Source organism: Labrys sp. 22185 (assembly GCF_052045555.1).
GTDB lineage: Bacteria > Pseudomonadota > Alphaproteobacteria > Rhizobiales > Labraceae > Labrys > Labrys neptuniae.
In genome coordinates this window covers 1-20,410 of sequence record NZ_JBQEPH010000005.1, presented here as the reverse complement: position 1 = coordinate 20,410, position 20,410 = coordinate 1, and the positions used below count along the sequence as shown (strand labels likewise).

At 63.9% G+C, this 20,410-nt stretch carries 18 protein-coding genes and 1 pseudogene; 12 read left to right on the top strand and 7 right to left on the bottom strand.

Features of this window, described 5'->3' with window-relative positions:
• Positions 1-106 precede the first annotated feature (106 nt).
• Complete coding sequence (locus tag ACTJKX_RS11920) at positions 107-742, top strand: LysE family translocator (protein WP_440725391.1); 636 nt, start codon at positions 107-109, stop codon at positions 740-742.
• Positions 743-750: 8 nt separating this feature from the next.
• Here ACTJKX_RS11920 and ACTJKX_RS11915 read toward each other — a convergent pair whose 3' ends face one another.
• Both ACTJKX_RS11915 and ACTJKX_RS11910 read right to left on the bottom strand, forming a co-directional pair.
• A complete protein-coding gene (locus ACTJKX_RS11915; RefSeq protein WP_440725390.1) occupies positions 751-1,347 on the bottom strand; it encodes a TetR/AcrR family transcriptional regulator in 597 nt (198 codons plus the stop codon).
• Positions 1,348-1,458: 111 nt separating this feature from the next.
• Positions 1,459-2,268, bottom strand: a complete 810-nt coding sequence (locus ACTJKX_RS11910; RefSeq protein ID WP_440725389.1) for a hypothetical protein — start codon at positions 2,266-2,268, stop codon at positions 1,459-1,461.
• A 325-nt stretch (positions 2,269-2,593) separates the two neighbouring features.
• Here ACTJKX_RS11910 and ACTJKX_RS11905 point away from each other — a divergent pair, with 325 nt between their 5' ends.
• Together ACTJKX_RS11905 and tuf are read left to right on the top strand one after the other, a co-directional pair.
• Positions 2,594-4,414: a DEAD/DEAH box helicase gene (locus ACTJKX_RS11905; RefSeq protein WP_394307886.1), complete on the top strand. Its 1,821-nt coding sequence runs from the start codon at positions 2,594-2,596 to the stop codon at positions 4,412-4,414.
• 349 nt (positions 4,415-4,763) lie between these two features.
• Complete coding sequence (tuf, locus tag ACTJKX_RS11900; RefSeq protein WP_440725388.1) at positions 4,764-5,969, top strand: elongation factor Tu; 1,206 nt, start codon at positions 4,764-4,766, stop codon at positions 5,967-5,969.
• Positions 5,970-6,213: 244 nt separating this feature from the next.
• Here the strand turns inward: tuf and ACTJKX_RS11895 are convergent, their stop codons facing one another.
• Entirely contained in the window at positions 6,214-7,125 is a 912-nt protein-coding gene (locus ACTJKX_RS11895; RefSeq protein ID WP_440725387.1) for a GntR family transcriptional regulator, read from the bottom strand.
• Between the two features lie 224 nt (positions 7,126-7,349).
• Between ACTJKX_RS11895 and ACTJKX_RS11890 the strand changes: the two genes are divergently transcribed.
• From ACTJKX_RS11890 to ACTJKX_RS11875, 4 genes are all read left to right on the top strand, one after another.
• Positions 7,350-8,966, top strand: a complete 1,617-nt coding sequence (locus ACTJKX_RS11890) for a sugar ABC transporter ATP-binding protein (protein ID WP_440725386.1) — start codon at positions 7,350-7,352, stop codon at positions 8,964-8,966.
• The gene (locus ACTJKX_RS11885; protein ID WP_440725385.1) at positions 8,963-10,255 is read left to right on the top strand and encodes an ABC transporter permease; all 1,293 of its coding nucleotides are present in this window, start codon (positions 8,963-8,965) and stop codon (positions 10,253-10,255) included. The genes ACTJKX_RS11890 and ACTJKX_RS11885 overlap by 4 nt, the downstream gene beginning before the upstream one ends.
• Positions 10,256-10,302: 47 nt before the next feature.
• Complete coding sequence (locus ACTJKX_RS11880) at positions 10,303-11,223, top strand: substrate-binding domain-containing protein (RefSeq protein WP_394309415.1); 921 nt, start codon at positions 10,303-10,305, stop codon at positions 11,221-11,223.
• A 128-nt stretch (positions 11,224-11,351) separates the two neighbouring features.
• Positions 11,352-11,840, top strand: coding sequence for a DUF2059 domain-containing protein (locus ACTJKX_RS11875; RefSeq protein WP_440725384.1), 489 nt, complete (start codon positions 11,352-11,354; stop codon positions 11,838-11,840).
• Positions 11,841-11,854: 14 nt separating this feature from the next.
• Here the strand turns inward: ACTJKX_RS11875 and ACTJKX_RS11870 are convergent, their stop codons facing one another.
• Both ACTJKX_RS11870 and ACTJKX_RS11865 read right to left on the bottom strand, forming a co-directional pair.
• A complete protein-coding gene (locus tag ACTJKX_RS11870) occupies positions 11,855-12,706 on the bottom strand; it encodes an EamA family transporter (RefSeq protein ID WP_311944374.1) in 852 nt (283 codons plus the stop codon).
• Positions 12,707-12,891: 185 nt separating this feature from the next.
• Entirely contained in the window at positions 12,892-13,806 is a 915-nt protein-coding gene (locus ACTJKX_RS11865; protein ID WP_440725574.1) for a metallophosphoesterase, read from the bottom strand.
• Between the two features lie 315 nt (positions 13,807-14,121).
• On the opposite strand from ACTJKX_RS11865, the gene dapA reads away from it, so the two are divergent.
• The 3 genes from dapA (at position 14,122) to ACTJKX_RS11850 (ending at position 15,715) form a co-directional block, all read left to right on the top strand.
• A complete protein-coding gene (gene dapA / locus ACTJKX_RS11860; RefSeq protein ID WP_440725383.1) occupies positions 14,122-15,045 on the top strand; it encodes a 4-hydroxy-tetrahydrodipicolinate synthase in 924 nt (307 codons plus the stop codon).
• 252 nt (positions 15,046-15,297) lie between these two features.
• The gene (locus tag ACTJKX_RS11855) at positions 15,298-15,501 is read left to right on the top strand and encodes a hypothetical protein (protein WP_440725382.1); all 204 of its coding nucleotides are present in this window, start codon (positions 15,298-15,300) and stop codon (positions 15,499-15,501) included.
• On the top strand, positions 15,452-15,715 hold the full coding sequence (locus ACTJKX_RS11850) for a hypothetical protein (protein WP_440725381.1): 264 nt from the start codon (positions 15,452-15,454) through the stop codon (positions 15,713-15,715). The genes ACTJKX_RS11855 and ACTJKX_RS11850 overlap by 50 nt, the downstream gene beginning before the upstream one ends.
• Positions 15,716-15,748: 33 nt before the next feature.
• Here the strand turns inward: ACTJKX_RS11850 and ACTJKX_RS11845 are convergent, their stop codons facing one another.
• The gene (locus ACTJKX_RS11845) at positions 15,749-16,996 is read right to left on the bottom strand and encodes an MFS transporter (protein WP_440725380.1); all 1,248 of its coding nucleotides are present in this window, start codon (positions 16,994-16,996) and stop codon (positions 15,749-15,751) included.
• A gap of 141 nt (positions 16,997-17,137) precedes the next feature.
• Entirely contained in the window at positions 17,138-17,689 is a 552-nt protein-coding gene (locus ACTJKX_RS11840) for an AAA family ATPase (protein ID WP_440725379.1), read from the bottom strand.
• 429 nt (positions 17,690-18,118) lie between these two features.
• Between ACTJKX_RS11840 and ACTJKX_RS11835 the strand changes: the two genes are divergently transcribed.
• Positions 18,119-19,693, top strand: coding sequence for an ABC transporter substrate-binding protein (locus ACTJKX_RS11835; protein ID WP_440725378.1), 1,575 nt, complete (start codon positions 18,119-18,121; stop codon positions 19,691-19,693).
• A 108-nt stretch (positions 19,694-19,801) separates the two neighbouring features.
• Positions 19,802-20,410: pseudogene (locus tag ACTJKX_RS11830) on the top strand (IS5 family transposase); the annotation flags it as partial.

The window sequence follows — 20,410 nt, the reverse complement described above, 5'->3', positions numbered from 1 at the left end:
AACTGACACATCCCTGTCAGTTGCCTCTCTCTATAGAGGCAGCCAACCCTTTGAAAAAGCGGCGAGGACGTCACCGAACGGGCCTCGCCCCTGGCTGGCAACTGACATGACCTATACCGACAATCTCTGGCTCTTTCTCATCCTGCTCGCCGGCATCATCATCGTGCCGGGCATGGATATGCTCTTCGTGCTCGCCAATGCCTTGACGGGCGGCCGGCGCGCGGGCCTTGCCGCGACCTCGGGCATCATGGCGGGCGGGATCTGCCATACCTTGTTCGGCACGGTCGCCGTCGCCGCCCTCAGCCGGCTGGTCCCCGCCCTCGCCACCACCATGATCCTGGTCGGCTCGGCCTACATGATCTGGATCGGCATCCGGCTGCTGCGCAGCTCGATAACCGTCGGCGAGGTCGAAACCGGCCGCGCTGTGGCGCCGGCGCGCATCTTTAGTCAGGGACTGATGACATGCCTGCTCAATCCGAAGGCCTGGCTATTCGTACTGGCGGTCTACCCGCAATTCCTCAACCCGAGCTTCGGGCCGCTCTGGCCCCAGGCTTTGGTGATGGGCCTGATGACGGTGCTGGTACAGTTTGCCGTCTACGGCGGACTGGCCCTGATGGCTGCGCGCGGCCGCGACGCCCTGACCTCGAGCCCTGCCCTCAGCATCTGGGCCGGGCGTAGCGCAGGCCTCCTGCTGGTCGGGGTTGCCGCCTTCGGCCTCGTCCATCGGCTCGCCGGCTTGTGAACGCCGCCTCAGCCTCGGCGCGCGTCCTTGGTCAGCGCCGCAAGAGCGAACTCCACGCTCTGGCGCAGGCTCTGCGTATCGGCACCGGCCTTGCCGCTGACCTTGAGGCCGCGCAATGTCGCCTGGATGAAACGTGCAGCGCCCCTGATGTCCGTGCCCGCACCGATCTCGCCCGCCGCCCTGGCCTTGCGCAGGCTGCCCTCCAGCGCCGCATCGAGCGCGGCCTCGTTCTCGGCGAGCATGCCGGCAATTTCTTCGTCGTTCCGGCCGAACTCGATGATCGCGCCGACATTCATGCAGCCGAGAGCTCGAAAGGAGGGATCGGCTTCCGCCACCGCCAGCAGCATCCGGCGGATCCCGGCGAGGGGCGATGCTTCCGCGTCGAGTTGCGCAAGCTGATTGGCAAGATTGACCGCCTGATAGCGCCCCAAAGCCTCCAGATAGAGGCGGCGCTTGTCGCCGAACGTGTCGTAGAGGCTCTGGCGACCAATCTTCATCGCCGCAAGCAGATTGTCGGTGGATGCCGCCTCGAAGCCCTTGGCCCAGAACACGGCGGTGGCGCGCTTGAGCGCCTCGTCACGATCGAATTCTCTCGGTCTTGCCATGGCATCAGAAACACTGTTTCGGACAGATTTGTCAATAATATTGTTGCGATGCACAAGAATGGGAGTCGTTGCAACAGGATCGGCCCGGCCAAGACCGGCTGCCACCAGGTATCACGCGACCTCCCCAACGGCTTTCGATCGCAGCAGATGTTGGGAAGAGCGCCAGGCAGTTGAAGCCGGTATGTTTGTGATGTCGGCATGCCGCAACGGCACCGTGAACAGGTGCCGCCTTTGTCCCTCTCCAATCACCGGCCGATGGCTGAGGCCTCCCAGGATCTGCAGGGTTTCGATGGTCGGCACGGCCGGTTTTCCGGTCTTGCCGACGGTGAAGACCTGCTCAGCGATGAAAACCGCCAGCAGCAGGGCCATCAGCACCCAGACGAAGATTAACCTTCCCAACTTGACAGCCCGTTCCGGCCTGGACAATTCAGCGGCCGACAACCGCGGCGCGCGAAGCAGCTTCTCCATCTGCCCGGCCGGACTGAACCTACGCCCGAACAAAGGCAAGGGCCAGGCGCGGCGCTTCGAAACGTCGACGGCGATCGCCTTGGTGGCATACTTCCTGCCACGGCTCCCATGCCCCGACAGACGGAACTTGTCGGCTCTTCCGATCGCGCGGGAGCCGATCTCGTAGATCGTGATTGCGAATTTTTCGGCTGCCGGCAGCGAACCAGCGACCTGCTGCGCGAGCCCTGCGAGACCTTGCGCCGGCATGGTGAAGGTCTTGCCTTCGGTACTGTCGCAATTGACGATGCCGACAATCGAGATGCGTTTGCCGGCCGATCTGGTCAGCACATAGTCGCAGTGCTGCAACAACGCCTCCGATTGTGGCAGGGCTCCCAGCCTGTAGCCGTGTTTGGCGACCAGATAGCGAGCGTAATAGCGGGAAAAATGTTCACGCTCCGTCGCAGACCCATCCATCGGCTCGCCTTGCCTTTCCCGCCACCCCTCGCCGATGTTTGCATGATGGCTTGTCCGCTTGGCAACGTGGATTTGAGCGCCAAAGAGCGGTCGAGCCGGATTGTTGTGGGCGACGATCCAATCCCGACGGCGCTGCCGCCATGTTGCAAACGCGCAGCAGCATCGCGTGATCGGCCTCGCAATTGACCGCGCTTTCCTGTATGGGCTGCTGCATCAGTGAAATCCTGCAGAAGTGGACGCTGGCGCGCGGACTTGTCTTTTGGGCGCGCCGCCCCCGGACCCGGCATTTCACATGACCGGTTTTCTCATCTGACAGGTTCATTCCGTGACACTTCCTTCCCTGAACCCGGCGCTGCGCCAGGCTCTGACCGATCGCAATTTCGAAGAACTCACCCCGGTTCAGTCCGCCGTGCTGGCCGATGATGCCGCCGACCGCGACCTGCTGGTTTCAGCCCAGACCGGCTCGGGCAAGACGGTGGCCTATGGCCTTGCTATCGCCCGCGACCTGCTCGGCGACGACGAGCGCTTCGAACAGGCCGATGCCCCCCTGGCCCTGATCATCGCGCCGACCCGCGAGCTCGCCATACAGGTCGAGCGTGAATTGCTCTGGCTCTACCAGAAGGCTGGTGGGCGTGTGGTTTCCTGCGTTGGCGGCATGGACCCGCGCCGCGAGCGCCGCCTGCTCGCCGACGGTGCCCATATCGTGGTCGGCACGCCCGGCCGCCTGCGCGACCACATCGAACGCAAGGGCATCGATCTCTCAGCCCTGCGTGCCGTAGTGCTCGACGAGGCCGACGAGATGCTCGACCTGGGCTTCCGCGAGGATCTCGAGTTCATCCTCAAAGCCACCCCGGACGACCGTCGTACCCTCCTCTTCTCGGCAACCATGCCCAAGGGCATCGTCGCCATCGCGCGCACCTATCAGAAGGATGCGTTGCGCATCGAGGTGAAGACCGCCGAGCGCGGCCATGCCGACATCGAATACCGCGCCATCCGCGTTTCTCCCAAGGAAACCGAGCATGCTGTCGTCAACCTGCTCCGCCTCGTCGCCTCCCCCACCACGATCGTGTTCTGCAATACGCGCGAATCCGTGCGCCATCTACATGCCACCCTGCGCGAACGCGGCTTTTCGGCCGTGCTGCTCTCGGGTGAGCTCGGCCAGCATGAGCGCAACCAGGCGCTGCAGGCCCTGCGCGACGGCCACGCCCAGATCTGCGTCGCCACAGACGTGGCGGCGCGTGGCATAGACCTGCCCAATCTCGGCCTGGTCATCCATGCCGACCTGCCCACCGACGCCGAGAAGCTGCAGCACCGCTCGGGCCGCACCGGCCGCGCCGGCCGCAAGGGCATCAGCGCCCTGCTGGTGCCGATGTCGCGCCGCCGCAAGGCGGAGATCCTGCTCAGTCAGGCAGGCGTGAAAGCTCAGTGGATGGGGCCGCCGACCGCCGATGAAATCCGCGTGCTCGACCAGCAGCGCATGCTGGAAGATCCGCTGCTGACGGAAGCCCCCGGCGAGGAAGACCTGGCCATCGCCAAGCTGCTGCTCGAAAACCGCAGTGCCGAGGACATTGCCGCGGCGCTCGCCCGCGTCTATCGCGCTCGCCTGCCCGAGCCCGAGGAGATCAGCGACCCGGGCGAGCGCTTCGAGCGGCGCGACCGCAAGCCCTCGCGCTTCGAGCGCGACGACCGCTATGGCCGCGACGAGCGCCCCTCCCGCTTCGAGCGCGACGACCGTCCCGAGCGCTCCGAGCGTCCGCGCCGCTTCGAGCGCGAGGAGGTGCCGGCCGATCCCGATGCCGTGCTGTTCCGCCTCTCGATCGGACGCCGCAACAATGCCGATCCCAAATGGCTGCTGCCGATGCTCTGCCGCCGCGGCGGCGTTAAGCGCCGCGACATCGGCAACATCAAGATCCTCGACAATGAGACCGTGGTGGAGATCGCCAAGGAAGCCGCCGAGCACTTTGCCGCCAATGCCCGCCGGCCCGACGAGGAAAACATCCGCATCCAGCCCTATCGCGACCGCGGTGGCGAGGATGCGCCGCGCGAGCCCAAGCCGCACCGCAAGGGTCCCAAGAAGCCTTGGTCCGACGAGAAGAAGCCTTGGTCGGACGAGAAGCCCGGCAAGCGGCGCGGGCGGGAAGGGTAAGCCCGAACAAGTGAGGCACGACTCCCTCCCCAGCTTCGTGGAGAGGGAGTCGTGCCTCATCCTGCAAGTCTCCCCTTGCATTTCCCGCCGCAAACTCCTATTTGCGCCATCCCTATCGTCATCCCGCCACAAGGCACCGGACCCATGCGGAAATCATCGTCGATATCGCTGATGATCCCGAGGACCATCGATTCCTCGGCCGCACGCGCTTTGCCCTAGGCCGGACCGAAATCACCTGAGATCGAGCCAGCCCGGACGCAAAAGCGGTTCCGGGCACTTTTTTGGCTCTCGTGGTGCCCTGAGCCGTGCAACCTCCCAAGCGAGGGCCGGCAAGCACCACAGGTGTAGCATGACCAAGGAAAAGTTCACCCGGTTGAAGCCCCATTGCAATGTGGGCACCATCGGCCACGTCGACCATGGCAAGACGACGCTGACCGCGGCGCTCACCAAGGTCTCGGCAGACCGAGGCTGGGGAGCTTTCGTCTCGTATCAGGACGTGGCCCGCGCCTCTGCCGCCCAGGGCACGCGCGATGCCTCGAAGATTCTCACCATCGCTTCGGGCCATGTCGAGTTCTCGACTGAGAACCGCCATTATGCCCATGTCGACTGCCCCGGCCATGCCGATTATGTGAAGAACATGATCACCGGCGCGGCACAGATGGACGGCGCGATCCTGGTGGTGTCCGCGCTGGACGGCCCCATGCCGCAGACGCGCGAGCACATCCTGCTGGCGCGGCAGATCGGCGTGCCCCGCATCGTGGTGTTCCTCAACAAGTGCGATGCGGTGGAGGATCCGGAACTGATCGACCTTGTCGAGCTTGAGATCCGCGAGTTCCTGACGCGGCAGAACTACGAGGGCGACAAGGTGCCCTTCATCCGCGGTTCCGCCCTGCAGGCCCTGAACGGGCTCAAGGGCGAACTGGCGGATGAGGCGATCCTCCGGCTCTTCGAGGCGCTGGACAGCACGATCGAGCCGCCCGAGCGCGCCGAGGACCGGCCCTTCCTGATGCCGATCGAGAGCGTGCGCACCATCTCCGGGCGGGGCACGGTGATCACCGGCCTGATCGCACGCGGTGCGGTCAGGCTCGGGGACGAGGTCGAGCTCGTCGGCTTCGGTGCCCGTCGCAAGACGGTGGTCACCTCCATCGAGACCTTCCAGAAGATTCTGGACAAGGGTCTTGCCGGAGAGAATGTCGGCTGCCTGCTGCGCGGCGTCGAGCTGAAGGAAGTCCGGCGGGGCCAGGTACTGGCCAAGCCCGGTACGGTGGAGCCGCATGCCCGCTTCGAGGCAGAGGTCCATGTGCTCTCCAAGGAAGAAGGCGGGCGCCACACACCCTTCTTCGGCCATTACCGGCCGCAGTTCTTCTTCCGCACGGCCAACGTCACCGGCGGCATCGAACTGCCGCCGGACGTCGAGATGGTGATGCCCGGCGATACCGTCGTGCTCACCATCGCCCTCAACGAAGCCATCGCGCTCGAAGCCAATACGCGCTTCGCCATCCGCGAGGGCAACCGCACGGTGGGGGCCGGCGTGATCAACCGGCTGCTCGACTGAGGGCAGCACGGCGGAGGGCGGGCAACTGCCCTCCGCATTCAACGTGGACTTGGACTTTCAGGACAGAGCGCGACCAGCCTTCTCCCCTTGCGGGACCTGGCACTTCCTTTTGAAGTGCCTCGGGTTGCCGAGTGCAACGAGGTCGGATGAGGGGTGTTGGCAAAAAGCCCGCAAAGCAGTGTTTCTCCCCTCATCCGGTGCTTCGCACCACCTTCTCCCGCAAGGGGAGAAGGCTGGTCGCGCCTCATCCGGCCCGCTCCTGGCCCGCTCCGATCGCCGACTCCAGCAGCGTGCGTACCGATGTGCGCAAATGTTCTTCGAGCCGCATCTGCGCGTCTTCGATGATCCCGGCTTTCAGGGCCCGCAGAATGCCCAGATGCTCCGCCAGCGCCGTGCGATACCGCTCGATCTCGTCGTCCTTGCGCCATTGGTAGTGATAGTGAAAGACGAAGGAGACCACGTCGTAGAAGCTGGTGACGAAGCGATTGTCGAGTTGGTCCACCAAGAAGCGATGGAAGCGACGATCGAGCTGCGGAAACTGGCGAATAGCCTCCTCGCCGCCCCGGCTCATGGCCTCATGCGTCTCGATCAGCCGGCCAATCTCCCGCCATACCGGATCGTCACTGCTCCGCTGCGTGAAGAGGCGGATCGCCTCGATCTCGAAAGTGCGCCGCGTTGCCGCAAGCTCGCGGGCGAAGGGCGCATCGAAGGCGCAGAGCCGCCAGCCCCCACGCGGCGCCTTCTCGACCAGGCCGTAACGCGAAAAACCGATCAGGAATTCGCGCACGCTCACCGTGCTGGCGCCGAAAGTCCGCGCCAGCTCGGCCTCCGAGAAATTACGGCCGGGCATCAGATCGCCGGCGACTGCCATTTCGAGGAAGCGCCGTTCCACCAGATCCGAGCGGCTTTCGGTTTCGGCCAGGCCGAAATAATCCGAGGCCGCCGGCAGCCGGTGCAGCAGGGCGTGCCGGCCGTCGCGTCGGATCAGTCCCGCCTGTTCCAGGCCTTCGAGGGCGGAGCGCATTGCCGTGCGGCTCACGCCGATTTCGCGCGCCAGCACCGCCTCCGGCGGCAGTTGCGCGCCGGGCTTCAGCTTCGCCATGATGTCGAGGGCCAGATTGGTGGCCTTCATCGAGACATTGCGCGGGCGCGGCATCGCCGTTCCTCAGGATTGCAGTCGCATTTCGTTTTCGCTCGACGTCTGGTCGTCTCTGCGTGGCCCGCTTAGACGCGATTCATCGCTGCACAATCAAGCGGTGCTGAAGTGACCGGGCCAATATGAACGCGACGCTTTGTGCCCTTGCCGCCCCCAGCAGCACATGTTAGTGTTCTCTATAAATAAAAGACACTTTGGTCACAAGAGTGTCGAGGAAACGCACAATGCTCGCCACCCGGCTCGAACCGAGTGATGCCGCACTGGAAGCGCGCGGCATCTCCAAACGGTTCGTAGGCGTCCCCGTCCTGCACAACGTCGACTTCTCGATCGCGGCCGGAGAGGTGCACGCGCTCGTCGGCGAGAACGGTGCCGGCAAGTCCACCTTGATGAAGATCGTCAGCGGCATCTTGACCGAGTTCGACGGCAACCTTTTCAGCCGTGGCCGCGGCCTGCGTTTCGCCTCGGTACGGGATGCCCAGGCTGCCGGCGTCGCCATCATCCACCAGGAACTCAACCTCATTCCCGAGATGAGCGTAGCCGAGAACATCTTCCTCGGCCGCGAACCCCGCATCGCCGGGCTGTTCGTCGATCGCCGTGCCCTTGCCCGCGCCGCCGCCAACCTGCTTACCGGCTTCGGCGTCGCCCTCGATCCCGAAGCGCGGGTCGGGTCGCTGCGGGTCGGCGAGCAGCAACTGGTCGAAATCGCCAAGGCGCTTTCGCTGGAAGCGCGAGTCCTGATCATGGATGAGCCAACCTCTGCCCTGTCGCCGAGCGAATGCGAGCGCCTGTTCGGCATCATCCGCAAGCTCGCCGCCTCGGGCGTGGCCATCGTCTATATCAGCCATCGCATGGATGAAGTTTCCCTGCTCGCCGATCGCGTCACGGTGATGCGCGACGGGCGGCGCGTACTGACCGCTGCCATGGCGGAGCTGACGCCCGAGCGCATCATCGCCAGCATGGTCGGCCGCGATCTCAGCCTCGCCACGCCGCCCCACACGCCGGACCGCTCTGCCGAAGCCCTTACCGTGCAAGGTCTCGGCCTCAGCCTTCCCCAGACGCGCGGCGGTTGGAAACGCGTGCTGCGCGACGTGTCCTTTAACCTGCATCGCGGAGAAATCCTCGGCATTGCCGGCCTGCTCGGCTCCGGCCGCACCGAGATTCTGGAAACGATTTTCGGGGCCACCATGGGACGCCGTGAGGGCCGGATCGTCGTCGACGGGGTCGAAGCCCGGATCGACAGCCCGCGCCAAGCCATCCGGCACGGCCTCGCTTTGGTGACGGAGGACCGCAAGGCGACCGGCCTCCTCCTGCAATCGACCATCCGTGACAATGTCTCCCTGCCTTCCCAGCCCTTGCAGCAGCGCTTCGGCCTGCGCGATGACGGCCTGGAAACCCGGCTTGCCCGCGAGGCGATCGCCAGCCTCTCCGTACGCTGCCGCTCGGACGAGCAGGTCGTGGCCGAGCTTTCCGGCGGCAACCAGCAGAAGGTGGTGATCGGCAAATGGCTCGCCATCGGCCCGCGCATCCTGCTGCTCGACGAGCCGACGCGCGGCATCGACATCGGCGCCAAGAAGGAGATTTACGACCTGATCTTCCGCCTTGCCGGACAGGGCATGGCCATCCTCGTCGTCAGCTCCGAGCTGCCCGAATTGCTGCTGCTGTCCGATCGCGTGCTGGTCATGCAGGAAGGGCGCCAGGCAGGCCTCCTCGAACGCCGGGAAGCCAGCGAGGAGGCGATCATGACCCTTGCTTCGCCGCGGCGATCAGCCGCCCTGCCCGAGGCCACGGGCATTCCGCCCCTCCCGCCTGCCCCCACTATGCCGCCAACGAGCCGTCAATGACCTTTCTGAGACTTCTGTCGCGGACCAAGCTGTATTGGGGCCTCGCCGCCCTCTTTGCGATCGGTGTCGCCTTTTCGCCGGTCACCTCCAAGGGGCGCAACATCTTCCTGACCTCCGGCAATCTCTCCGACGTACTGCGCCAGGTCTCGATCACCGGCCTTGTCGCTGTCGGCATGACCATGGTGATCCTGATCGGCGGCATCGACCTGTCCGTCGGCTCGATCCTGGCCCTGGGCACCGTGCTAGCGGCGCTGCTGCTCACCCAGCCGGGCCTCACCGTGGCAGCGGGCATCGCCCTGCCCATTACCTTCCTGGTTGCGATGGTCGGTGTCGCCCTGATCGTTTCCTTCGTCTCCGGCCAGCTCGGCATGGGCAGATCCGTGGCAACGGCGGCGTCGATCCGTCACGGCCGCCGAAGATCGGCGCTCTCGGCCATCTGGCTGCCTCCCGTTGCGGGCATCGTCGTCGCCGGCCTGTTGACGCTCTGGCTGGCCTCCCAGGCCGGCAGCCAGTTCGGCATGCCCGGCGTGCTGATTGCCGTCTCCTGCGTCGGACTCGCGGTCGGCGCGCTCAATGGGGCGATCATCGTCAGCGGCCGCCTGCAGCCCTTCATCGTCACCTTGGCGATGATGGTCACCATGCTCGGCCTCGCCCGCCTGGTCGCCGGCCAGGACAGTGCCGTGGTCGCCGTCTATTCCGGCACCAACGCCACCACCGACATCGATCTCCTGCGCGCCGTGCTCTGGGGCGTGCTGCCGGTGCCAGGCCTGTTCTTCCTGGCCGCGCTGGCCCTCTTCATGGTGGTGCTGAAATTCACCGCCTTTGGCCGCTATGTCTATGCCATCGGCGGCAATGAGGAGGCGACACGCCTGTCCGGCATCGCCGTCACCCCGGTGAAGATCGCGACCTACGCCTTCTCAGGCATGCTCGCCTGCATCGCCGGCGTGCTCTATGTGGCGCAATACCGCCAGGGCAAGCCCGACGCCGGCGTCGGCCTCGAGCTCGACGCCATCGCCGCCGTGGTGATCGGCGGCACCAGCCTGATGGGCGGGCGCGGGAGTCTCGCCGGCACGCTGGTCGGCGTGCTCATCTTCGGCCTGCTCACCAACATCCTGCAGCTTCACAACATCTCCACCAACGTCCAGTTGGTGATGAAGGGGCTGATCATCATCCTCACCGTGCTGCTGCAGGAACGCAATCTTGGCCAGATCTTCGCGTCGCTCAAGACGAGCCCGCAAGCCGAGGCACAGGATGAGAAGACCTATAACAAGCTGGAGGAAACCCCATGATCAATCGCCGGAACTTCATCCATGCCGCGCTCGCCGGCGGCGGCGCCATGCTGATCCCGTTGGGCTGGACGCCGCGCGCCCTTGCCGACGACAAGAAATATACGATCGGCTTTTCGCAAGCGACGACGCTCGAGCCCTGGCGCGTCCAGTTCAACAAGGACCTGAAGGCGGAGGCCGAGAAGCATCCCAACGTCAACCTGCTGATGGCCGATGCCGAGGACAAGACCGAAAAGCAGGTGGCCGACACCGAGAGCTTCATCACCCAGGAGGTCGACGCCATCCTGATCAGCCCGAAGGAATCGGCCGGCCTGACGGCCGTGGTCGAAAAGGCCATGGACGCCAAGATCCCGGTCTTCGTGCTCGACCGCAACGTCAATTCCGAGAAATACACCCAGTGGATCGGCGGCGACAATGTGGTGATCGGCCGTGCCGTCGGTGACTTCGTGGTCAAGACCCTGGGCGGGGCCGGCAAGGCCAAGGGCAATGTCGTCGAGATCTGGGGCGGCCTCGGCACCCAGGCGAGCCACGACCGCTCCAATGGCTATCACGAGAAGGCGGACAAGGAGAGCGGCATCAAGCATCTCCTCAACCAGCAATCGGCCGACTGGAAACAGGCCAAGGCCTACGAGGTTATGTCGACGGCCCTGCGCAATTTCGAGGACATCAACCTGGTCTATGGCCACAACGACCCCATGGCCTATGGCGCCTATCTTGCTGCCAAGGATGCCGGCCGGGAAAAGAACATCCTGTTCGTCGGTGTCGACGCCTTGCCCAATGAAGGTGTCAAATACGTCCACGACGGCGTGCTTGCGGCGACCTTCGTCTATCCCACGCCCGGCGCCGAGGGCCTGCGCCAGGCTCTGAAGGTGCTGGGCGGCGGGACGGTCGAGAAAAAGCTGGTGCTGGATACCCAGACCATCACCAAGGACAATGCCGACGCCATTTTGAAGGCGAACGGATTGCTGTGATTTTTAAAGGAGACGGCCGGCAGGCTCCCTCCTCCGACGCTCTGGGAAACAGCTCTCTTGACGAAAGGTAAGGGCGAGATTTTACTCAATCTCGCCCATACCTCATGTCCCACACCCAGAGAGTTCGCATGCTGCGCCTCCGTACGGCCTGTCTCGGCCTCGCATTCGCCTTTATCGGCGTGAACAGCCTTCACGCCGACGACGCCGGGCGGCTGGCTCAAGCCAAGGAGATCATCGTTCTGGCGCGTACGACCGACAACATGCGCAAGCTCTTCCCGACTTTTCTGTCACAGATGAAGCCCATGCTCATGCGGCAAGGCGCCGATGAGAAGACTGCGGCCGAATTTTCCAAGCGCTTCGCGGAGCGGCTGGACAAGGATCTCGACAAGTTCGTCGACCTGGCAGCGCAAGTCTATGCGCGCGAATTCAGCGAGGAAGACCTCGCCAATCTCATCGCCTTTTATAAATCGCCAACCGGACAGAAGATGGTCGAGAAACAACCGGTCATCGCTCAATTCATGGCGACCGTCGGGATGCGGTGGGGGCAGCAGGTCGGCAGCGAGGTGATGGGCGAATATCTGAAGGAAAGAGCCGGCAACAAGTCGGCGACGCCGTAAAGGCAGCAGCAGGATCATCCCAGCCGCATCAGCACCAGTCCGCCCAGGATGAGCAAGGCCGAGAGGCCGCGCACCGGCGTGAGGGGTTCCTTCAGGAAGACCATGGCGATCAGGCCTCCGAACAACACGCTGGTCTCGCGCGTGGCGGCAACCAGGGCGATGGGCGCCACCGTCATCGCCCAGATCACGATCCAGTAGGCGGCGAGCGACATCGCCCCGCCGGCAAAGCCCGGCACCAGGAATTTCAAGGCTGGTCGCACGCCGGCCCAGCCCTTGCGCCACAGGCAGATCACCAGCATCGGGTAGGCGTCGAGCGCGAACAGGGCAGCGGCATAGGAATTCGGGCTTCCAGCGGCGCGAGCACCGATACCGTCCACGATGGTGTAGAGCGAGATGGTGACGGCGGTGAGCAGGGCGTAGATCACGGCTGTTCGGCTCGGGACCAGCGAACCGCGCTGCCCCTTCAGCGAGATCAGCAGGACCCCGAGCCCCAGCACGGCAATGCCTGCGACATTGCCCCAAGTCATGGGATCATGGATGAAAGCCAAGGAAATCGCGGTGGTGGCCAGCGGTGCCGCCCCCCGTGCGATCGGATAGACCTGGCTCATGTCAGCCCGCCGATAGGCCTCTGCCAGGAACAGGTAATAAGCCAGATGCAGGGCGGTCGACAGTGCCACCCATACCCAGGCTTCCTCGTTGGGCAGCCCCGTGATCGCCAGGGCCGGCAGGGCAATGATGCCGCAGGACACCGCAATCAGCGTCATCGCCAGGAAGGGATCGAGCTTGATCTTGACCAGCGCATTCCACCCGGCATGCAGGGCCGCCGCAGTGAGCACGGCCAGGAAGACGGGGAGTTGCAATTCCATGGGGGGCGGACTTCGAAACGACGGACACCCACCGGCAGCGGCAGTGCCGCTGGCCAATGGCGCACGATAGAGGGACAGACGAAAACGCGGGGCGAATTTCACCAGCGCTTTCAGTGCCCTCCTTCTCATTATGACAGTTCGATGTCAAAGCTGCTTCGCAGGGTGCGACGTTTCGCGTGCGCCTTTCAGGCCGCCACCCAGACCAGATTGTCGTTGGAGAGAATTGATTCGCCAGACCAGCGATAGGCGGTCAGCACACCGCCCTTGGCGACGCTGAAATCAAGACAGGATGCGGTAGGCGACAACAATTGCGGCCTGCCCGACAGCCAGTAATGGCCGAACATCACGGGCACGGCCTCTTGATAGTGATAGTCGTGGGGAACGGGATCATCCGGCAATTCGCTCCTCCGACCGTCCAGCCCCAGGGCCGCGAGCCGGAAAGTCTTGGCCTCCCGATCCCACCAGCGCAGGCGAGCCTCGTGCCTGGTGTGACCGTCCTTGTCGCGGAAAGAGTGCCCGACGGGCAGTCGCACTTCCGGTCCCTTGAGCAGGACATCGGCCGCGAGATGTTCCGGCGTGCCGCCAAGATAGGCCTTGCGCAGGCCCTTCTCGTGAAAGCACCCGGCTGCGTCGAGGCAGGTCGCTACGAGGCAGGCTTGCGAGGCGGCATGCCAGCACGCATGCACCATCCGCAATCCGCCGAGATCAAGCCACACCGGCAGGGAGGCAAACCAGGCCAGCGCCTCGCAGTGGGCCGGCGATCTCTCCCCGATCTGCGCCAGAAAGGCGGCATGCTGCTTTTCGTTCTTTTCGGTGTGGGGCCGCAGGAAGCCGCCGGTGCCGTTCGGCGTTGCCCAGCCAAGTGCATTGAACTCGTGGTTGCCCATGATCGCCCGGGCCGTGCCCGCTCTCGCCATGGCGCGGACGACTCTGAGAACCTCGACCTGTTCCGGTCCGCGATCGATGAAATCCCCCAGGAAGATCATCTTGCGCGAAGCATGCCGATAGGCGCCGTCCCGTTCGCGATAATCGAGCCTCGTCAGCAGCCTGTGCAGCGCATCGGCATGGCCATGAATGTCACCGATCACATCATAATTCATCGTCAAACGATTGATTTTCCTTGTTCATGTCGAGATAGAGGCGATTGCCCATCCGATCCCGTCTCGTTCCCGGAGCGCACCGCCCATTCTCTCCGAAGTGTGCCATGACGTCGGCTTGACAGGGAAGGGTTGCCCACGGCAGGATAGCGTATGGCTATTTTGCGCATCACTCTTGCCGTCTCCAAACAGCACCTCCTCATCGGGGGCAGGTGATCGTCGCGCGCGCCATAAGCAGCGAACCAAGATCGAAAATGTACCCCGCCGGTTCGACGGGGTTCTTTTTTGCTGCCGTCTCCGGCACATCGGAGATGATCCATGGAAATCCCCTCTTCTGCCAACCGTTCGCAGGTTTCCCCGCGGGGCCTGTGGCTGCCCCTGATCACGCCCTTCCGCGACGGCGCACTCGACGAGACCTCGCTGCGGCGTCTCATTCGCCATTACGGCACGCTCGGGCTGGATGGCCTCGTGCTCGCCGGGACGACAGGCGAAAGCCTGACCCTGGACGAGGATGAAACCCAGCGGCTGGTCGAGGTCAGCGCCGACGAGCTTGCCCGGCAAGGCTACCGACTGCCGCTCTATCTCGGCCTTTCCGGCAGTAATACGCGCAAGCTCGCCAAGCGGCTTCACCGCCTGGCGGACTGGCCGATCGCAGGCTATCTGATTGCCTGCCCCTACTACAGCAGACCCTCCCAGGCCGGGCTGATCGCCCATTTTCGCGTGCTGGCGGACAGTAGCCGGCACCCCATCCTGATCTACAACATTCCCTATCGCACCGGCGTAAACATCGGCAACGAAGCAATGCTGCAACTCGCCGAACGAGCCAATATCGTCGGAGCCAAGGATTGCTGCGCCGATCCGGCCCAATCGGCCGAATTGATCCGGCGTCGGCCACCCGGCTTTTCCGTGCTGACCGGCGAGGATGCCTTCTACCACGCCGCCCTGACGGCCGGCGCTGACGGTGCAATCCTCGCCTCCGCCCATGTCGAGACTGCGAGCTTCATCGCCATCCGCGACGCCTTTGCCCGGGGCGACGAGCCAGCCGCCGGCGCCGCTTGGCGCTCCCTTACCGATCTCGTGCCGCTGCTCTTTGCCGAACCCAATCCGGCTGCGATCAAGTATTGGCTCTGGCGCACCGGTCTGATCGACAGCGGCGAATTGCGGCTGCCGATGACGCCGGTGAGCGCCGCGCTCGCCGCCCGCCTCGACGGCGCGATCGACCGGATGAAGTCGGCAGCTTAGCCCTCGACGCAATCCCCCTTGAAGGGAAGACACCCCGATCTGCCATAGCCGGGCTTGACCCGGCTATCCTGAAGCCGCGCGAAGGGACTAGATTGCCGGGTCAAGCCCGGCAACGACAGGGTCCTGCGAAATCGAAAACTCTCAAATGACATGCATTGCACTGAGCCCACTCCACAGCCAGGAGGCTGCGCGCGGGATTGACGGGTCGCGGCGCGGGTGTAGGCTTCATTACGGACCATTGAGGGGGACAGGATGATGAAACTGGCATCGTGCATCGTGCTGACAGCCGCCCTGATGTCCATCATCCCGGCCTTCGCCCAGGCTCCCAAGAGCACGGCTGCATCCGCCGCCGTGCAGAAGGAATTCAGCAGCTTCATCACCAGGTTTCGGGCTGCGCTGAAGGCCAATGACGCAGCGGCCGTCGCCGGCCTGGCGAAACTGCCATTTTCAGAATGACAGCGCCATCGCCGATGCCGCGCAGTTCCGCGCCAAGATCTACCGGCCCGATTTCACTGCAAAGACCCGGGCCTGCCTGCAACGCGAAAAGCCCGTTTATGATCGCGATGGCGACGGCAACGACTCCTATTCCGTTGGTTGCGGCGAGCAGATCTTTGTCTTCACCAGGACGCCAACGGGCTTCCTCCTGAGTGACATCGCCGTGAACGATTGACGAGCCCAGCGGGATCAGGCCACAAGCCGACCGTCAGCGCGCCAGTGCCGCCCCACTGCGCTGGCGCCATTTCGGCCAGATCAGCAACCAGCCGACCAGGACGAGATTGACCACATTCCACAGGAAACCGTGCAGGAAGGCGAGCCGGTAGGACTGGGTGACGTCATAGATGAAGCCCGACGCGAGCCCACCGCACGCCATGCCGAGCACCGTCGCCATCAGCACCAGGCTGATGCGGGCCCCCGCCTCGCGCGGCGGCAGGAACTGGCGGATGATCACGGCATACATCGGCACGATGCCACCCTGGAACAGACCGAACAGGCCCGAAATGACCCAGAGCGAGGAAAGGCTGTTGAAGAAAAGATAGAGCAGTAGCGCCGCCCCCTGCATGGCGGAGCCGATCAGCAGCATCGGCCCGGCGCCGATGCGATCGGCGACCACGCCGGAAGCAAGGCGGCTGACCACGCCCAGCCCCAGCATCAGGGCGATGATCTGAGTCCCGATGGCCACGCCGTAACCGAGATCCCCGCAATAGGCGACGATGTGGACCTGCGGCATCGACATCGCCATGCAGCAGGCAAAGCCAGCCACCACCAGGATCGCCTGCAGGGCATTCGCCGAAAGACCGAGTTCTCCGCGCGCGGCCTCCGTCGCGGCCTCAGCGGCCGCATAGGTGGTGGTTGCGGGCCGTCGGGTCAGCGCCAAAGCGAGCGGCACCATTGCAACCGGTGCGAACAGGCCGATGCCGATATGGGTGGCACGCCAGCCATAATCGGACTGGAAATACTCGATAACCAGCGGCCAGACGGCGCCGGCAAGATAGCTGCCCGACGCGGCAAAGGTCACCGCCAGCGCCCGGTGCTTGCGGAACCAGTGCGAAAGGTCCGAGATCAGCGGCGCGAAACCGGCGGCCGAACCGAGGCCGATCACGATCGAGAGGGCAGCGAACTGCCAGATATTGGAAGTGAAGGCTGCCAGCACATAGCCGGCGCAGAGCAGCACAGCCCCGATCAGGATCGGCACGACAATGCCGGCCCGATCAGCCAGGCGACCCATGACGACCCCGCCGACGGCAAAGCCCAGCATGGTGCAGGTATAAGGCAGGGAGGCCCCGCCCCGCAGCGTATCGAACTCCACCTGCAAGGTCGGCAATACCACCACGACCGACCAGTTGCCGACACACGCCACCGTACCAAGGATGAGAGTGAGAACCAGACGCAACCAGGAATAGGCGGAATCGACGTCGCCAGGCCGATCGGCCTCACGGGGCAAAGCTGACACGGGGAGTTTCCTCGTTCCGGAATATTGTCCTGAATATGCTTGTTTCGCCGACCGGACGGCGTGCAATGGTCAGGCTATAGCAGCTTCCGTCCCGGCTTTGCCAGATCGATCCGAGCATGGCTGACCTTCTGAACGGGCGCCTCATGTGCCCTGCTCCAGGACGCGCAATACGAAGGCTGCCCGTTCGGCGACAGGCAGGAGCGGCAGTGGAACCAGTTCGTAGTCGAGGCGGGTATAGACATCGACCATAGCGGCATGGGTCGCCTCTGCTTCCTCGAGGCTCTGCTTGCGCTCGGCATCGCCGGCATAGATCGCCGGCCAGGGCGGGGCGATGAAGACTTGCCGCCGGTAGCGACAAAGCGCAGCTGCCCTGCGAGCCGGCTCAGGCACCGGCAAACCACAAAGGTGCAGGTAACCGATCACATCGGGGATGCCGCGATCGAAAACCAGCAGCCCTTCGAATGCCTGCGCCTCGCGATAGGAACGCATGTCGGCGGCGAGCATCAGATTCGCAAAGACAGCGCAGTCGGCCCATGGCAGGGCATCGCCGCCGATGATGATCTGGTCCTGGATGATACCCCGGCCGGCCTCCGGCATGGTACGCACCCCCTCGGCAGCCAGGGCCGACATCAAGGTGGTCTTGCCGGATCCGGGACCACCGGTGACGACGACGAAACGATCGATCTGAGGCAAGGCTCGATCTCCTCCTGTTTGAAATGACAGTGCTTTGGGAAAGACAGCGGGCGTGCGGAGTGCATCCGCGCGAACGGGCCGGATCACGCCGACGATGGAAGGATAGAAGGCAGCTGGTTTGAAGCCGGCCGCATCGACCGGGCACTTGCCCGGGAGGCCGATTTGGGGCCGCAGCTTCCAGGAATCTGGCCTGCCTCGCGACTCGCCGGGCAAGTCTACCCTGACAAGGCTCCAATCAAAACCCCTCGCCGCCGAGCCGGCTTCTCGCCCGTCAAAGGGCCCACGAAATCACACAAACCGTCGCCTCTCCTGCAGAGAGCGTCGGTTGCAGGTCATTTGCTCCGCGTCCGAGGCAACACCATGGCGATCGAGAGGGGGCATGGCCGCTCGTGGCCGCTCTTTCCGCAACATCACGGGGGACAGTCAGGCATGACAGACAGGATCGGCAAGTCGGGAGCACAGGGCTTGATCGTGGATCGCCGCGATTTGATGAAGGGAGCCGCCGCACTCGGCCTCGGCTATGGCCTGACCGGCGTTCTCGGAGGGCCAGCCCTGGCCGCGGAGACACCCAAGAAGGGTGGCACGCTGCGCATCGGCATGGAGGGTGGCTCGGCCTCCGACACCCTCGATCCACGCTCCTTCGCCGATTCCATCCCGCTCAACTACGGCTACCAGATCTGGAACGGCCTGGTCGAGATCGACAATAACGGCAATGCCGTCGGTGAGCTCCTGGAGAGCTGGGAAGCCAAGCCCGGCGCCAAGGAATGGATCTTCAACATCCGCAAGGGTGTCACCTTCCATTCCGGCAAGACGCTCGATGCCGACGACATCATCTATTCGATCAACCTGCATCGCGGCGACACCAAATCGGCGGCCAAGGACCTGTTGTCAGGTATCACCGAGATCAAGAAACTCTCGCCGACCCAGATTCAGATCAGCCTGAGCGGCGGCAACCTGAACCTGCCCTACAACCTGACCGACTATCACATCCTCGGCGTGCCCAACGGCTTCACCGATTTTTCCAAGCCGGACGGCACCGGCGCCTACAAGCTGGAAACCTTCGAGCCGGGCGTACGTGTGGTGACCAAGAACACCGGCAATTACTGGAAACCGGGCTGCGGCAATTTCGACTCGGTCGAGCTGCAATATATCGGCGATTCCTCCTCGCGCCTGCAGGCGCTGATCGCCGGACAGGTCGACGCCATCAACCGTCTCGATCCCAAGACCATGGATCTGGTGACATCCTCGCCCGATGTAAGCGTGGTGCAGACCAAGGGCACCGGCAACCGCTATGCCTTCGTGGCGCTGTGCGACGCCGATCCCTATTCGAATGTCGATCTGCGCTGGGCACTCAAATATGGCATCGACCGCAAGAAGATCGTCGACACCGTCTATCAGGGCTATGCCACCGTCGGCAACGACACCACCATCAGCCCGATGAACAAGTATTTCGCCAAGGACCTGGCACAGACGCTCTACGACCCGGAGAAGGCGGCCTTCCATTACAAGAAGGCGGGCAGCCCCAAGCTGGAGGTCAAGGTCTCCGAGGGCGCCTATAGCGGCGCCACCGACGCGGCCCTGCTCTACCAGGAATCGATGAAACAGGCCGGTATCGAGCTCACCGTCACCCGCGTCTCCGCCGACGGCTACTGGTCGAACATCTGGCTCAAGGATCCCTTCTGCGCGGTCTATTGGGGCGACCGTCCCGCCATCGACCTACAGCTCTCGCAGACCTATCTCTCGGATGCGGCCTGGAACGACACCCATTGGAAGCGGCCTGATTTCGACAAGCTTGTCCTCGCCGCACGGGTGGAGGAAGACGAGGCCAAGCGCAAGGAGATGTATTTCGAGGCGCAGAAGATGATCCACGACGATGGCGGCATGATCTGCTTTGCCGTCAGCGATTATCTCGACGGCTATGCCAAGAAGGTGATGGGGACGGCGCCCCATCCGCGCTACGACATGTGCGACCAGCGCATCGCCGAAAAGGCCTGGTTCGCCTGATCCCGAACGCCCCAGCTAGGGCGCCGGTCAGCGCCCTAGGAGTTGTGGACTCTTGGGATTCCCAAGAGTGGGGGATATGTGATTCAAAGCTGTCTTTTGGAGGCAGCGATGGGTGTTTTGGACCGTCTGATTCTACGCGACGATCAATGGGAGCGTATTTCGGCGCATATTATCGGCGATGAACGGACGCGCGGTTCGTCTGGTCACGATAACCGGATGTTTGTGGAAGCGGTGTTGTGGATCGTGCGCACCGGTTCGCCCTGGCGTGACCTGCCCGAGGTCTTCGGTGAGTGGAACAGTGTCTTCCGTCGCTTCAGCCGTTGGAGCCATAAGGGTGTATGGTGGCGCATCTTCACGGCGATGTCGGACGATCCGGACTTCGAGTATCTGATCGTTGATTCCACCATCATCCGTGCCCATCAGCATGCTTCGGGCGCCAAAAAAGGGGGTCTGAAGATCAGGCCCTTGGCCGTTCTCGCGGCGGCCTGAGCACCAAGATCCATATGGCTGTCAGAGGTCTTGGCTGCCCGGTGCGCTTCACCCTGACCGCCGGCCACAGAGGCGATTGCCCCCAGGCCTATGCCTTGATCGACGGCTTACCCGCCAAGGTCGTGATGGCCGACGCCGCTTACGACGCCGATCGCCTGCGCCAGGCAATTGCAGACAAAGATGCTGTGGCTGTCATCCCAAGCAACCCGTCGCGGGCTCGAAAATACC